A 15,503-nucleotide genomic window follows, 5' to 3' on the forward strand; every position below is an offset into this window, starting at 1 on the left:
TTCCCTCACGGCTTGCCGAAGAAATCAACCAACAGGTCGGCCACGCGGTTGGCCGCTTCCTCTGGCAGGTAATGCCCGGCATCGAGGATCACCTCGCCTTGCACATCTGCCGCCAGAGGCTTCAATGCATCGATGATGTGATTCGCGACACCTCGCTGCGCTCCGAGGGCCAGGACGGGGATGCCGAGTGGCGTCTCGGCGCGGCGACGGTTCGCGGCGACCCCTTCGCCGGACAATGCAGATTGGTAGTAGCCGGTCACCGCCCGTAATGCGCCAGGGGCCGCAAGCTGGCGTGCATAGACGGCGATGTCTTCAGGCGTGATGGTCCAGGGCTGAAGGGCCTTGGCCCTGAACAGCCAGGTGAGAAAGGCCTCTTCGCGCCCGGATATGAGTAGCTGGGGGAGGTCATCGAGCTGGTTGAACGCAAAGTGCCAACTGCGTCGGTTGGCCTCATCGACAGGCAGGTCGGTGCGAGGCGTTGAAAGGCCGGGTATCAACGCGTCGAGCAGTGCGACGCGACGGATGTCCGAGCGCCAGTCCGCGGCCCAGGCGTAGGCGATCCAGGTGCCTACGTCATGCCCCGCGACATCGATGGGGCCGTTTTCGAACAATCCGAGGACCTGGGCGAACTGGTGCAGTTCGGTGGCGACAGTGGCCAGGTCATAACGACCGGCAGGCGCATCGCTTTCACCCATGCCGCGAGGGTCGAGCGCGATGACCCGATAACCGGCGTCCACCAGTTGGGGCATCACATAGCGCCATGCATACCAGCTTTGCGGCCAACCTGGGATCAGCAGGATGGGTGGGCCTTCGCCGCCCTCGACGTAGTGAATATTGACGTCACTTACCTGTGTGCTGGCATGGCGAAAACGCTGCCAGAAGTCGGTGCGGAGCAGGAAATCCTGACCGACGAAATCAGGCTGTGCTGATCGAGTGTTCATGTGGTTTCCTCAAATGGAACTGAATGTTTCCTAATTGGGCAAAAAAATCATTCGAGCAAGCGCATCAACTCGAAAACCATGCCAGACATTGCCTCGCTGCTGGATCCGGTCTTTCCCAATACCCGCATGCCTTGCTGGAGTGCCAGCAGGAGTTTGGCCAGGGGAGCGGCATCGATCTGTGCATTGACGGACCCGTCGAGCTGCCCTTCTTCGATCAGGCGACGCAACTGTGCCTCCCGCCTGTTCTGCTGTGCAGCGATCCGGTCTGCCACGTCCATATCGGCCTGGGAAAGCTCCACGGCGGCTTCGACCACCAGGCATCCGGTGCGGCCCGGGATCTCGCCGCTCAGCTGCGCGTATTGAGTGAGCAAGGCCTGGATTTTGTCGCGGCCCGAATGCCTGTCCAGCAACTGAGCGGCGATGGCTTCGGCGCGCAGCGCCATATAGCGATCGAGCGCCGCCAGAAAAAGTCCGCGTTTGTCGCCCCAGGCCTTGTAGATGCTGCCCGACGTCAGCCCCAGGCAGGCGTTCAGGTCGGCGATGGAGGTGCCGTGATAGCCATATTCGCTGAAGCGCTTGATTGCCTTGTCCAGCACCGCATCCGTATCGAATTCGCGGGGGCGGCCTGGGCGGATGGATATTTCGGATTGAGTCGTCATGGCGACAGCATAGGAAACATTTGTTTCCAAATAAAGGGGGGGAAACAAAAAATACCGTTGCCCCCACAGAAAGACAGGCGGGTCCAGGCGAACCCGCGCCTCCTGATGCATGGCTCCGGGGCGTCTCACTGCTGCCGGATAAGCTGGAACCGTAGCCCGGGATCCGCTCGCTGTACGGACAGTGTCCAGCCGTGGGCCGTGGCGATTTCCTGGCAGATGGCCAGGCCCAGCCCCGCGCCGTGATCACGCCGATGGGCCCCGCGCCAGAACCGCTCGAAGAGATGCACCAGATGCTCTTTGTCCACGCCCGGACCGTGATCGCGCAATGTCAGGGTGTCGGCATCCACTTCGATATGAATGTCGCTGCCTCGAGGCGCATGCTGGAGAGCGTTTTCCAGCAGGTTCTTGAGTAGCGTGAAGAGGGCGCCTCGATCCGCCAGCCACTGTGTGTCGGCATCGCCGCCGACGAGCAGTTTCACCTGTGCCGTGTCGGCCATTCGTTGCAGGTAATCGACGGTTTCCCTGACCACTTCGCGGACGTTGACCGTAGCGAACCGGTAGCTCTGGATCTCGCTCGCTTCGGCCAGGTGCAGCAATTGATGGACCTGGCGGGTCATGTGCTCGACGTCGTTGAGCAGCGCTCCGCGTTCATGGCCTTGATCCAATAATTCGATCTGGGCACGGATCAAGGCCAGCGGCGTCTTCAGCTCATGCGCCGCTTTGGCCAGGAATTCCTGCTGCACGCGATAACCACGTTCCAGGCGCATCAGCACGTGGTTGAAACTCTCGACCAGGGGCGCGATTTCCGCCGGAACCGAAGCGGTTGGCAGGCGTGCGTGAATGGACCGGGGGGAAATGGCGGCGGCCAGGTTCGATATGTCGCGCAGTGGCTTGAAGGTGTATTTCAAGGTGACGTAGACGCAGGTGCCGAAGACGAACAGCAGCACCAGGCTGAACAGGGCGATTCCCAGCCCGGTGAAAGGCAGTGCGAAGGCCCGGTAGACCAGGTGCAGGAACCTCGTGCTGGCGGCGAATTGCAGATACCAGACGCGTCCCTCGTGTTCGACGACCGCGGTGGCGCCGTGCATCCGCACGTCAGCATGCGTGAACACGAAGCGCTCCGGTGGCGGCAGGCTGGCCGCGCTGTAGGGCGGCCATTGGACTTCGCTGGCGGAAGCCAGCGCGACCTTGCCGGAATCGTCCAGCACGCGGTAAGCCGTTTCCTGTTTAAGGCTGTCGAACACCCATTCGACGTCGAAGTCGGTGACGTCCAGGTCCACCGGATTGCCCTGGCTGTCGAACACCAGGTCATCGACCATGTCGTGTGTCGTATCGGCCACTTCTGCGCCCGAGAGCAGGTCGCTCTGGGAAGAGGACATCGAAACCACCACCAGCACCACCAGCGCGGTGGTCAGCGCTGCCCCGGCGACATACGCGAGCAACACCTTAACGGCGAGGCTATTGAACCTGATCATGCGTGCCCAGGGCATAGCCATGTCCCCTGACGTTCACGATGGTGTATTGCGACCCCACCATGATCAATTTACGACGAATGCGGTGCAGGGCGACGTCCAGTGCATTGGGTGTGACCGCATCGGTCAATCCCCAGGCTGCCGCCTCCAATGCTTTGCGTCGCACCACATCGGACTGATTGCGCACCAGAAGCAGCATGATCTGCATTTGCGCAGCGGACAGGGCCATGCTCCTGTCCCCTCGGCACAGTACGCCGGTGTCGGGTCGCAAGGTCAGGTCGCCATGGCTGGGATTGAGGGTGCTGAGCTGGACGGGGCGGCGAAGCAGCGCCTTGACCCGTGCCACCATCTCATCCATGGCGAAGGGTTTGGGAAGATAGTCGTCCGCGCCGGCGTCCAGGCCTTCGACGCGATCATGCAGCGCATCCCGCGCCGTCAAGACCAGGCACGGCAAGCCCAGGGCGACCCTGCGCATTTTCTGCAGCAGCACGAGCCCGTCGCCATCCGGCAGCCCTCGGTCCAGGACCATTGCCTGGTAAGGAAGCCGCTGCACGGCCGCCCAGGCGGTGTCGATGCGGCCGACCACATCCACCGCGATGCCGACGCCGGCCAGGCCCTTGCAGATCAGCTGCGCAAGCCGTTCGTGGTCCTCGACCAGGAGTATGCGGCTCATCAGAAACGGTACAGGTAACCGAAGCGCACGCTGTTTTCGGTAGAAGCATCCACCAGCGGGCTGTCCTTGATCTCATTGGCCAGGCGTACCGCTTCCAGGTCGAGAAATACCGAGTGGTGTCGATCGAACAGGTAGGTACCACGCAGGCCGAATTCAGTGTTCATAGCGGACTTCCCGTCATAGGCTGGGCGATCGGAACGGGCTTCCTCGTCGCGAACCCCGAAATAGTAGTCGACATAGTCCTTGTCCTGCCAGACGGCGGCCAGCCGCGGAGTGAGCCTGATCCGGTCGCCCAGCTCCCACGTCCTGTCCAGGCCGAGGGTGAAGCGCTGTCCATCGCTGTTGCCCGAGGCGTCGGCCGTCCACTGCGCCGTGACGTTCGCCCATGGGTTTTCCCATTTCACGTTCCCCCCGGCCCATAGGCCGCCGTCCCGGTCATCCATACCGTCGAGAATCCGTGCGTCGTCGTCCTCATAGCCGCTGGAGTCGTAGTGGATCACTGCGTTGAACTTCAGTTGCTGAGTGTCATCGAGGCGCAGGCTCGGCAGCTTGATCTCGGCAGTGGTGCCGAACACCTCCAGATAATCGTTCTCGAAATAGATCAGCGGTATGACCTGGTTATCCCGATCGATATCGGTATAGGGCTGTTGGCTGCTGGCGGCACCGATCCCCAGCCCCCAGGATGAACTCCCTTCGGCGCGTTCCGGTTCGGCGGCGCGGACCACCAGGGACGTACTCGACCCAACCAGAGCGGCTGAAATGACCATGCAGCGCGTCAGCGCCGTCAAGCGTTTCGGAGCAGGGAAGCGTGAAAGAGACATGCAGCTCTCCAGAGCGAGGATAAGGACGCCGCGATGATCGGCAGCTTCGTCTTACCGAACACTTACCGGGCGACATCTTTCGCTCCTTGTCCCTGGTAAGGATCTGGAAAGGCTTCCCGCTGGATAGTGGCCGCCTTGCAGCGATTTGCGCACAAGCCCCATCAGCATCGCGCCGACAGCGCTGTGTCCAGGAATACCACCCGCATGAAATCGATCTCCCGCCAAACGGCTCTCGTGGCCGTGAGCACCGCCGCAGCGATCATTTTGGTGATCGTCGCCCTTGCAACGAGCCCCTCTGAATCCACGCCGGATGTCAGCCAGACAGCCCCCGCGGCAAAGCCTGCGCTTTCGGTCGCGGTCACCACGCTGCAGCCGTTGCGGCTTCCCGTGCGGATTCATGCCAACGGCGACATCATGCCGTGGCAGGAGGCGAGCATCGGGACCGAGGCGGACGGGCTGCGCCTGGCGGAGGTCAAGGTCAATGTCGGCGACCGGGTCCGGCGCAACCAGTTGCTCGCCACCTTTGCCCCCGACACGCCTGGCGCCGAGCTTGCGCAAAGTCAGGCCGCCACGGCGGAGGCGCGGGCTGCCCTTGTCGAAGCCGAGGCCAATGCCAAGCGGGCGCGCTTGCTGGAGGTCGACGGTGCGATGTCAGCGCAGCAGATCACCCAATACCTGGTGGCCGAGCGCACCGCGCAGGCCCGGCTGAAGTCCGCCGAGGCCACCGAGCAGTTGCGGCGCCTTCGACTGGCCCACACCCAGGTACTGGCCCCGGACGACGGTGTCATCTCGTCTCGAACCGCCACCGTGGGCGCCGTGCTGCCGGCTGGCCAGGAACTGTTTCGCCTGATCCGTGGCCAGCGGCTCGAATGGCGGGCCGAAGTCGCGGCCGCCGATCTTGCGCGGTTGAAACCCGGCCAGGTGGCCAGGGTACGCCTGGCCGATGGCCAGGTGGCGCAGGGCACCCTGCGGATGATCGCGCCCACGGTGGATACGCAAACCCGCAACGGGATGGCCTATGTCGATCTGCCGGCCGGTGGCGTCGCCCGTGCCGGCATGTTCGCACGAGGCGAATTCGAGGTGGGTGCCGATCGGGCGATGACCTTGCCGCAGAGCGCGGTACTGTTGAGCGATGGCTTCAGCTACGTGCTGCGCGTAGGGCCGGACGCCAGGGTCATGCGAAGCAAGGTATCGGTCGGGCGCAGCGTGGGCGAGCGGATCGAAATCATTCATGGCCTCGACCCTGCTAGCCCCGTGGTCCTGGCCGGTGGCGGCTTCCTGAACGAAGGCGATCATGTCCGGGTCGTTGAGGCGCTGCCGGCTCCCGACCCTGACCAGGTGACATCCAGTTCGAGGGTGGGTGCTGGCAGCCTGCGTTTGCCGGAGAGCCAGCCATGAGCCTGAACGTGTCGTCCTGGTCGATCCGAAACCCGACACCGGCCATTCTGCTGTTCATCCTGCTGACGTTCGTTGGCCTGATGAGTTTCGCGATGATGAAAGTGCAGGAGTTTCCCGATATCGACTTGCCGGTGGTGACGGTGACGGCTGAATTGCCGGGCGCTTCGCCGGTCCAGCTGGAAAACGACGTCGCCCGCAAGATCGAGGATTCCCTCGCCACGGTGCAGGGCGTCAAGCACATTCGCAGCACCCTGTCCGACGGCACCGTGGACATCTCCGTCGAGTTTCGTCTGGAGAAGTCCAGCCAGCAAGGGTTGGACGAGGTTCGCGACGCCGTGGCCCGTGTGCGCGCGGACTTGCCCGCCGACCTGCGGGACCCGGTGATCAGAAAGGTCGACATCGCCGGCTCGGCGATATTGATCTATACCCTGGCATCGACGCGCCTGGACGATGAAGCCCTGTCCTGGTTCGTCGAGCACGAACTCAGCAAGGCGCTGCTGGCGGTTCGGGGTGTCGGGGCGGTTTCCCGCGTCGGTGGGGTCAGTCGTGAGGTGCGCATCGACCTGGATCCGGTGAAACTGCTCGCCCTCAATACCAGCGCCTTGGATATCTCCCGCCAGCTGCGGCAGATGCAGCAGGAGGCGTCCGGCGGCCGGGCCTATCTGGGTGGCGCGGAACAGTCGATCCGCATGCTGGCCAACGTGCAGTCGAGCGAAGAAATCGCCCGTTTCGAAATCACCCTGAGCGACGGTCGCCGTGTCAGGCTCGACGAAATCGCCTCCGTGGCCGATACGGTGGCCGAACCGCGTTCAGCCGCACTGCTCAACGGCCAGCCAGTGGTCGGTTTCGAGGTGCTGCGCGCGCGCGGCGCCGGGGAGGTCGAAGTGGGCGAAGGCGTCCAGGCCGCCCTCGACGCCCTCAAGGCCAGGCATCCTCATATCGTGGTCACAGAGGTATTCAACTCGGTGGAGCTGGTGGTGGAGAACTATGACGGTTCGATGCGCCTGCTCTACGAAGGTGCCGCCCTTGCCATCCTGGTGGTGTTTTTCTTCCTGCGTGACTGGCGAGCGACCGCCGTTGTCGCCGTCGCGCTACCCCTGTCGGCCATTCCGACCTTCGCCGTGATGCACTGGATGGGATTCACGCTGAACACCGTAACGCTGTTGTCCTTGTCCCTGGTGATCGGTGTGCTGGTGGACGATGCCATAGTCGAGATCGAGAACATCGAGCGCCATATGCGGCTGGGCAAGACTCCTTATCAGGCCGCGCTGGAGGCCGCTGATGAGATCGGGTTGGCAGTGATAGCCACCACGTTCACCTTGATCGCGGTATTTTTGCCGACGGCGTTCATGAGCGGGACCGTCGGCAAGTTCTTCGTCCAGTTCGGCTGGACAGCTGCCATTGCGGTGTTCTTTTCACTGCTCGTCGCGCGAATGTTGACCCCGATGATGGCGGCCTACCTGCTCAGAGCACCGAAGTCGTCGAACCGACAGTCTTCACGGTGGATGAACCTGTATCTGTCCTGGGCTCGCTGGTGCTTGCGTCATCGTCTGTTGACGGTGACGATCGCGGCGGCCTTTTTCGCCGGTGGCCTGATGCTCGCGGTGTCGTTGCCAGGAACGTTCATTCCTGCCGATGACGATTGGCAAACCCAGGTCACGCTGACACTCGCTCCGGGCAGCAAGATGGCCGATACCCTTTCCCTCGCCGAACGGGCACGCCGGATCGTCGAACAGAACCCCCAGGTAAAGCGGGTTTACACCGCCATTGGTAAAAGCGCCGCCGAGGATGATCCAGGCGAACCGCCTGCCAGTTCCGCCGGGGACGTGCGTACCGCCGTACTCACGATCAGCATCGCACACCGCAATGACCGCCCCGGCCTGAGCAAGCAACAGATCGAGGGCGAACTGCGCGAAGCGCTGGGCGTGTTGCCGGGAGTGCGGGTCGGGGTCGGCATGGGCGGTTCGGACAACTTCGTGCTGGTGTTGGCGGGTGAAGACGCTCTGGTGCTGACCCGACATGCGCAGCAGGTAGCGCGCGAGCTGCGTACGCTTCCAGGGGTCGGCGCGGTCACTTCAACCGCCAGCCTGGTGCGACCCGAGTTGATCGTGCGTCCTGACTTTGCGCGCGCCGCCGACCTGGGCGTCACCTCCGCTGCGATCGCCGATACCCTGCGGGTCGCTACCCTGGGGGATTACGACCAGGCGCTCGCGAAGTTGAGTTTCAGCGAGCGACAGGTGCCGGTGGTGGTAAGGCTTGCCGATGCTGCCCGGGCAGACATCGAGGTGCTCAAGCGGCTTCCGGTTCCCGGGGCCAGGGGGCCTGTAGCGCTGGAGAATGTCGCCACGCTGGAAATCGGCAGCGGTCTGGCTGAAATCGCACGCTACGACCGCATGCGCAACGTCGACATCGAAGTCGAGCTCAACGGCCAAGCCTTGGGAGACGTAGAGCAGGCGGTGCTGGCGTTGCCCAGCCTGCGGACGTTGCCGGCAGGGGTGGTGCAAACCTCCGGTGGCGATGCCGAGGCCATGGGCGAGCTGGCCATCGGCTTCGGCCTGGCGATGCTGACGGGCGTCCTGTGCATCTACATGGTGCTGGTCTTGCTGCTGAAGGATTTCATGCAGCCGTTGACAATCCTGGCGGCGCCGATGCTATCGATCCCCGGGGCATTCGTGGCCTTGTTCTTCACCGACACCGAGATGTCGATGCCGGCGATGATCGGGCTCATCATGCTGATGGGCATCGCCACGAAGAACTCTATCCTGCTGGTCGACTACATCATCCTCGCTCGCCGGGATCATGGCCTTTCCCGCTGGGATGCGATTATCGATGCCTGTGGCAAGCGTGCCCGTCCCATCATCATGACCACGATGGCCATGGGGGGTGGGATGCTACCGGTGGCCCTGGGTATAGGGGCCGATCCGAGTTTTCGAGCGCCCATGGCCATCGGCGTATTGGGCGGCCTGATGACGTCGACCCTGCTCAGCCTGCTGGTGATCCCGGTGGTCTTTACCTATGTGGACGACGCCGCCCAGTGGATCGGCAGACTCACCGGCACCTTTGGCGGGCGGCCGATGGCGGGCAAGGAAGGGCATGCCGATCTTTCTGGTGGAGGTGCTGGGTCATGAGTGGACGATGCCGCCCGAGAACCATACGCCTTACGAAAAACCGTGCTACTCGTTCAGGCCGCGTTGAAAACAGCCTGACCTTGGGCTCAAGATTTTTCGGACAGAGCCTAAGGCTGCCTTTTGGTGTCGGTCGAGACCACGTTCTCGAGACCGGCCGCATGGGGTATGTTGATCGGCACGATCAATTGCACTTGCTGACGGCGGCATTTGAATTTCACGCCCTTGCGGGGCGCCATGCCCCTGGCCGTTTCCATGCATATTTCCTTGGTGGCATAGGTCGGTCCCGGCTTGCGTTCTTCCACGCAGCCTTCCTTGCCACTGCAGATCGCCATGACCATAACGTATACAGTCATCATCCCGGTGTTGCTCCCATAGAAGCGATGCGATTGTTGCGTCCTGCGCCAGCCCTTGAAGGGGCAAACGAGTAGCAATGACACGCGGATGATGAGCCTTCATTCGAACACCCAGCAATGGCATGGTGATGCCATTTGTCGGAAAAGCGTCACTATTTTAGTTTATGGCATTTTTGCCAAAAATGGCGACAGTATATTGGCGCTATTGCTTGGAGGGCTGGGTTAATACTATGGGTTGAGCTGAGGTAATGGCCCGTAAATAAAGGGTTGTAAGTGACGCTGCGGCTGGGTGGGGGGACTGCTGTTTCGATCCGTGGATTCTGCTCAAAAATGATCGTGCAATACCTTGATTCGAATCACTTTTAAAGGGCCCAGGGCTGCGATGGCGGGGGTACATGCCGCTGTCAACGCGATCTGGATGAGGGCGATAAGGGTGGGGCACCGCGGCGGGTCTCGAAGCAATTCACCCTTCGCAAGCCTGACCTGATTGACGAGCGGATTGTTTTCTCGCGCTGGGGCGAGAAACTGGCGACAGCAAGCGCTCGATGGCACCGCCCACCATATTTGTCATCATCAGGCCGCGTGCTTGTTCATCCAGCGCATATTGACCAAGCCAACTGGGCGCGCTGTTGAGCAAGGCGGCAATGGCATGAGCGGCAGCCATCTGGCCTTGTTCGTCGAGTTGCAGGCGCACGCCGAGCAGCAGCAAGAGCTTGCTCTCATACTGTTCGCGCAACTGCCGGACCCGTTCCTGTTGCGCCTTGTTCAGGCAACCGCTGTCACGTTCCGCCAGACGGAAATGCCAAGGCATCTCCAGATGCAGGTTCAGGTGCGCGCGGATCACAAGGTCGAGCCTGTCGCGTTTCGCCGGGGCGGTTCGTTCGACGCGTTGCAGGGTGGCGAGCAACTCTTCGTAGAACTCTTCGATCAGGTCGAGCAGCAAATGCTGCTTGCTGGGGTAATGGTGATACAGCGAGCCTGGGGCGAGCCCCAGGCAGGTTGCGAGCTCACGCATGCCGACCTGACCGAAACCCTTGCAGGCAAAGAGCTCCAGCACCTTGTCCCGGTATTCGGCGAAGCGTGAGCAGCGCTCAGGCATAGGCATGGAAACCACGCCCCGTCTTGCGTCCCAGGTAACCGGCGGCGACCATTTCCTTGAGCAACGGGGCAGGGCGGTACTTGCTGTCGTTGAAGCCCTCGTAGAAGGCTTCGAGGATTGCCAGCACCGTGTCCAGGCCGATCAGGTCCGCCAGGGCCAGAGGGCCGATCGGCTGGTTGCAGCCCAGGCGCATGCCCGCGTCGATATCCTCGGCACTGGCCAGGCCTTCCTGGAACACCAGGATCGCTTCATTGATCATCGGCACCAGGATCCGGTTGACCACGAATCCCGGACGGTTGCCGGCGGTGATGGCGGTCTTGCCGAGCGCGGTGGCCATGTCCAGCGCCACGGCGTGGGTGGCGTCGCTGGTCTGCAGGCCACGAATCACTTCGATCAGGCCCATCACCGGCACCGGATTGAAGAAATGCAGGCCGATGAAGCGCTCAGGTCGGCTGACGCTGGCGGCGAGCTGGGTTATGGACAGTGACGAGGTGTTCGAGGCGATCACGCAATCGGCGCCGACCTGGGCCGCGATCTGTTGCAGGACGCGCAGCTTCAAGTCGAGGTTTTCGGTGGCGGCCTCGATCACCAGTTGCGCATCCTGGAGGCTGTCGTAATCGCAGCGGGTGCGGATCCTGTCCAGGGCTGCGCATTTTCGCTCGGGTGTCAGCGTGTCCTTGGCGACCTGGCGGTCGAGATTTTTATCAATCGTCGCGATGGCTTTCTGCAGGGCCGTCTCGCTGATGTCGATCAGCGTTACGTCGAAGCCGGCCAAGGCGCAGACCTGGGCAATACCGTTGCCCATGGTGCCGGCGCCAATGACGCCGATATTTCGTGGATTCATGCGCATCTCCTGGATCACACCCGTTCGAACAACACGGCGATGCCTTGGCCGCCGCCAATGCACATGGTTGCCAGGGCATAGCGGCCCTGGCAGCGATGCAATTCATGGATGGCCTTGGTGGCGATGATGGCGCCGGTCGCGCCTACCGGATGCCCCAGGGAAATGCCCGATCCGTTCGGGTTGACCTTCTGCGGGTCGAACCCCAGCTCTTGCGCGACGGCACAGGCCTGGGCAGCGAAGGCTTCGTTGGACTCAATGACGTCCAGGTCGGCGACGGTCAGGCCGGCGCGCTTGAGCACCAGGCGGGTGGCGGGAATCGGTCCCAGGCCCATCATCGAAGGCTCGACGCCGGCATGGGCGTAACCCACCAATCGGGCCATGGGCTTGAGGCCTTGAGCCTGGACGACCTGGCCCGTGGCCAGGATCAATGCACCGGCCCCGTCGTTGAGGCCGGACGCATTGCCGGCGGTAACGCTGCCGTCCTTCTTGAAGGCGGGTTTCATGCGGCTCAATTGCTCGACATCCACCTCACCTCGGACATGCTCATCCGTGGCAAAGGAAACCGTTCCTTTGCGGGTGCTGATTTCGATCGGCACGATCTGCCCATCGAAACGCCCTTCGGCAATCGCCCGGGCGGCCCGCTGCTGGCTGAGGACCGCCAATTCATCCTGGGCCTGACGACTGATGCCGTAGTGCTCGGCGATGTTTTCAGCGGTGATGCCCATGTGGAACCCGCCAAACGGGTCCTGCAGGACCCCAAGCATGTAGTCGATGGCCTGCATGTCGCCCATTCGTGCGCCCCAGCGGGCCTGCGGCAGCAGGTACGCGCCTCGGCTCATGGACTCGACGCCACCGGCCAGCGCCGCGCCGGCATCTCCCAGCATCAGGCTTTGCGCGGCGCTGACGATTGCCTGCAGACCCGAACCGCAAAGGCGGTTGACGTTGAAGGCAGGCGTCTCTTTCGGCAGGCCCGCATTCATCGCCACGGCCCGTGAAATATAGGCATCACGCGCTTCGGTGGGGATCACATGGCCCATCACCGCATGGCCGATGTGTTCGGGCGCCAGGCCCGACCGCTCGATAGCGGCGCGGCAAATGTCGGTTGCCAGCTGGACAGGCGGCACATCCTTGAGCGAACCGCCGAAGCTGCCGATGGCAGAACGGACGGCGCTCATCACAAAAATATCGGAAGGGTTCATGGCGACTCTCCAGGCAGGTCTTTTTTGTTGGCTAGGAGTCTAGAATCTGCAGCGCCACTGGCCTATGCCAAAACTGTCCAGGGGTGATGGCGTTTTTTGCCATGTCCAGGGGTGACGAGAGGGGCGTTCAACAATGCGGGAAACGGACTCGGTGGCGGTCTACTTCATGTACCCCATGCTTCATGCACTGCGTGACGAGCCGCAGCGCCTGCGCTCGGTGCTCGAGCAGGTGGGGATCGATCCGGCATGGGTGGATCAGCCGACGGCACGGGTACCGGCCAAGGCTTTCGCCGCGTTGTGGCTGGTGCAGATTCGTGAGTTGAACGACGAGTTTTTCCAGCTGGACTCCCATGGCATGCCGCCGGGCAGCTTTGCCTTGATCTGCCGGGCATTGATCCAGGAACCGACGCTGGAAAAAGCCATGCGCCAGTGCCTGGCCAACTTCGGACTGTTCCTGCGTGATTTCCGTGGCACGTTGAGTGTGCGGGGCAAGCGCGCGGTCATCAGCTTGCAGACCCGTTCGCAGAGCCGTGAGCTCGTCAGACTGGGGGAGGAAACGTTCATGGTATTGATGATCAGCCTGCTGTGTTGGCTGGGCGGACGGCGCATCCCCATCGACCGGGCGGATTTTCACCATACCCGCCTGTCACTGCAGGATGATCCCTTGCTCTGGGGGCCGAACCTGACCTTTGGCACCGAACACACCGAAATCGAGTTCGCCAGTCACTACCTGCGGCTGCCGGTGGTCCAGGACCTGGCCTCGCTGAAAGTATTCTTGCGTACCGCTCCCCAATGGCTGGTGATTCGCTTCCGCAACCAGCATGGGTTGGCATCCCAGGTCTACCAGCGCCTGCGCCATAGCCATTACAGCGAATGGCCCACCTTGCAGGCCTTCGCCCTGGAACAGCGCCTGAGCCCCAGCACCTTGCGCCGCAAGCTGGGGCGTGAGGGCTGTTCATACCAGGAAATCAAGGACGAGGTACGGCGCGGGGTGGCGTTCGAACGGCTGCGCCAGGGCCAGGCGAACATCAGCGAGATCGCCGAGCAGCTGGGGTTCCAGGAGCCGAGTGCTTTTCACCGGGCATTCAAGAAATGGACCGGAGAGAGCCCTGGGCAGTACCGGTTGCGGTTTCAGGGGCGCGATGGTTGATTGCTTTGCGGCGGCTGGCGCGAGCAGGCTCCACTTAAGGATTATCCCTAAGTCGGTTATGAATGCATCCTGGCATTTGATATCATTCTGCTATTGAGAGTGGGCGGAGGTCCCTGACGGCACGCGGCGCGAACCTGGAATGTTCTGATGGCCTGGGTGAATTGAAATCCCTTCGCTGGAGGCATCCATTGTTACGACATCGAGTGACCAAGACCAAGGCTGGGTTAGTGGCTGCGGCAGCCTTGCTGCTGACTTTGGTACCCATGTGGGTCACCCTGAGCGCATGGCTCAAGCATGAGCAGGTCCTGGTGGAGCAGGCGGCGGGCAATGATGCCATGAACCTGGCCATTGCCTTCGAAGAACACATCCAGAGTGTGGTGCGTTATGCAGATGCTCTGGTCCAGGACATTCGAGAGGATGTCATCGAGGACCCGAGCGAATTCGAAGAGATCGTCAAGGAAGAGACCCAGGTCTACGGAGACATGGTTGCCCAGGTCGCCGTGATCGATGCCCAGGGCAAGTTGGTCTATTCCTCGCTGGGTCCGGTGAACGGTACTGTGGACCTGAGCGGCCGTGAACATTTTCAGGTGCATCGCAACAATCCGTCCCAAGACAAACTGTTCATCAGCAAACCCGTTCTTGGGCGGATATCGGGGATCTGGTCGATGCAGTTCACTCGGCCCATTCTCGATAAGGGCAAGTTTGCCGGTGTCTTTGTGCTGTCGATCCCTGTCAGCTTCTTTACCGACTTCTATCAGAAGATCAATGTGGGGCCGAACGGCCTCATTGCGCTCGTGGGGCAAGACGGCGTTCCTCGAGCCGCCGCTTCCAAAGTTGGCGTCAACACGGCTTTGGACGGAATCGTTCTGGCCCGGCATGAACCCTATTTCGCCTCCGACAAGCCGCCGCAAGGACTCTATCGGGGGCTGAGTGCCTTAGACAAGAAAGATAGCCTGGTTGCCTATCGACGCCTGATGCAGGCCGAGCTGGTGGTACTGGTTCAACTTTCGCCTGTGGACTATCTGGCGTCCTTCAATGAACGTCGTCAGTTTCTGTTGTTTTCTGCTGCAGCCATCTCGCTCTTGTTGGTCGCCTTTGCCGTGTTCATCTATTTCGCCACACGGCTGCATTTGGGCAATACGGCCGCGCTCAAGCAATCCCATAGTGCGCTAAGACAACTTGTCAGTATCGATGCGCTGACCGGTGCCCGTAGCAGGAGCGACTTTCTCAATGCCCTCGATAATGAATTCAGTCGAGCGAAGCGCCATGGCACGGAGCTCAGTCTCATATGGCTTGACCTCGATCACTTCAAGCGAGTGAACGATACGTTTGGTCATCCGATTGGTGACATCGTGTTGAAACAGGTGGCCACTCTCTGCAACGGCGTGCTTCGGGCCCATGACGTGTTCGGCAGGCTTGGAGGAGAGGAGTTCGGGGTGGTCCTTGCTCATACCAGCGGGGTCGATGCGCTGGAGGTGGCCGAGAAGCTACGCGTGACCATCGAAGCGGCCATTATTCAAACGGACCGAGGCCCATTGCAGATCACGATCAGTTGTGGAGTCGCCTCCCTGTCGCTGGCGGGAGACAGTCCGAGCCAACTGATCGTGCGTGCGGACGATGCGCTATACAGCGCCAAGCACGCAGGTCGCAATCGAGCACGAGCTGCTCCTGCCTGTGTCGAGCAGCCGACGCAATCCCAAGGGCGATCTGCAGACTGGTAGCAGGTCGTCAACGGTCAGGATCGAGGCCTGTCTCAACCGGTAGCA

Annotated in this window: 13 protein-coding genes; 4 read left to right on the forward strand and 9 right to left on the reverse strand. The window is 61.9% G+C overall.

All coding sequences use genetic code 11. The features are described 5' to 3' along the window. Positions 1-5: 5 nt before the first annotated feature. Genes BLP99_RS15325 through BLP99_RS15345 form a run of 5 tightly spaced genes read right to left on the reverse strand, consistent with a single transcriptional unit; the run spans position 6 to position 4,566 of the window. Positions 6-941 (reverse strand): alpha/beta fold hydrolase, encoded by a 936-nt coding sequence (locus BLP99_RS15325; RefSeq protein ID WP_072431200.1) that lies wholly within the window; start codon positions 939-941, stop codon positions 6-8. A gap of 47 nt (positions 942-988) precedes the next feature. Next, entirely contained in the window at positions 989-1,711 is a 723-nt protein-coding gene (locus tag BLP99_RS15330) for a TetR/AcrR family transcriptional regulator (RefSeq protein ID WP_207956433.1), read from the reverse strand. 14 nt (positions 1,712-1,725) lie between these two features. After that, the gene (locus tag BLP99_RS15335; RefSeq protein ID WP_243750386.1) at positions 1,726-3,096 is read right to left on the reverse strand and encodes an ATP-binding protein; all 1,371 of its coding nucleotides are present in this window, start codon (positions 3,094-3,096) and stop codon (positions 1,726-1,728) included. Then, a complete protein-coding gene (locus BLP99_RS15340; RefSeq protein WP_072458943.1) occupies positions 3,059-3,745 on the reverse strand; it encodes a response regulator transcription factor in 687 nt (228 codons plus the stop codon). The genes BLP99_RS15335 and BLP99_RS15340 overlap by 38 nt, the downstream gene beginning before the upstream one ends. Then, positions 3,745-4,566 (reverse strand): MipA/OmpV family protein, encoded by an 822-nt coding sequence (locus BLP99_RS15345; RefSeq protein WP_231991071.1) that lies wholly within the window; start codon positions 4,564-4,566, stop codon positions 3,745-3,747. The genes BLP99_RS15340 and BLP99_RS15345 overlap by 1 nt, the downstream gene beginning before the upstream one ends. Before the next feature lie 204 nt (positions 4,567-4,770). Here BLP99_RS15345 and BLP99_RS15350 point away from each other — a divergent pair, with 204 nt between their 5' ends. Then, complete coding sequence (locus BLP99_RS15350) at positions 4,771-5,964, forward strand: efflux RND transporter periplasmic adaptor subunit (protein ID WP_072458942.1); 1,194 nt, start codon at positions 4,771-4,773, stop codon at positions 5,962-5,964. After that, a complete protein-coding gene (locus BLP99_RS15355; RefSeq protein WP_092180726.1) occupies positions 5,961-9,092 on the forward strand; it encodes an efflux RND transporter permease subunit in 3,132 nt (1,043 codons plus the stop codon). The genes BLP99_RS15350 and BLP99_RS15355 overlap by 4 nt, the downstream gene beginning before the upstream one ends. Positions 9,093-9,199: 107 nt before the next feature. Here the strand turns inward: BLP99_RS15355 and BLP99_RS15360 are convergent, their stop codons facing one another. From BLP99_RS15360 to BLP99_RS15375, 4 genes are all read right to left on the reverse strand, one after another. Further along, positions 9,200-9,445 carry a hypothetical protein gene (locus BLP99_RS15360; protein ID WP_143007953.1) on the reverse strand — a complete coding sequence of 82 codons (246 nt, stop codon included), beginning with the start codon at positions 9,443-9,445 and terminating at the stop codon, positions 9,200-9,202. Positions 9,446-9,908: 463 nt separating this feature from the next. Beyond that, the gene (locus BLP99_RS15365) at positions 9,909-10,550 is read right to left on the reverse strand and encodes a TetR/AcrR family transcriptional regulator (protein ID WP_092180732.1); all 642 of its coding nucleotides are present in this window, start codon (positions 10,548-10,550) and stop codon (positions 9,909-9,911) included. After that, positions 10,537-11,388 carry a 3-hydroxybutyryl-CoA dehydrogenase gene (locus tag BLP99_RS15370; protein ID WP_092180735.1) on the reverse strand — a complete coding sequence of 284 codons (852 nt, stop codon included), beginning with the start codon at positions 11,386-11,388 and terminating at the stop codon, positions 10,537-10,539. The genes BLP99_RS15365 and BLP99_RS15370 overlap by 14 nt, the downstream gene beginning before the upstream one ends. Positions 11,389-11,402: 14 nt before the next feature. Then, the gene (locus BLP99_RS15375; protein WP_072458940.1) at positions 11,403-12,587 is read right to left on the reverse strand and encodes an acetyl-CoA C-acyltransferase family protein; all 1,185 of its coding nucleotides are present in this window, start codon (positions 12,585-12,587) and stop codon (positions 11,403-11,405) included. Between the two features lie 133 nt (positions 12,588-12,720). Between BLP99_RS15375 and BLP99_RS15380 the strand changes: the two genes are divergently transcribed. Beyond that, on the forward strand, positions 12,721-13,737 hold the full coding sequence (locus BLP99_RS15380) for an AraC family transcriptional regulator (protein ID WP_092180737.1): 1,017 nt from the start codon (positions 12,721-12,723) through the stop codon (positions 13,735-13,737). Between the two features lie 203 nt (positions 13,738-13,940). Continuing rightward, positions 13,941-15,458, forward strand: coding sequence for a sensor domain-containing diguanylate cyclase (locus BLP99_RS15385; protein ID WP_231991072.1), 1,518 nt, complete (start codon positions 13,941-13,943; stop codon positions 15,456-15,458). Positions 15,459-15,503 lie beyond the last annotated feature (45 nt).

The organism is Pseudomonas sp. NFACC32-1, assembly GCF_900101215.1.
Taxonomy (GTDB): domain Bacteria; phylum Pseudomonadota; class Gammaproteobacteria; order Pseudomonadales; family Pseudomonadaceae; genus Aquipseudomonas.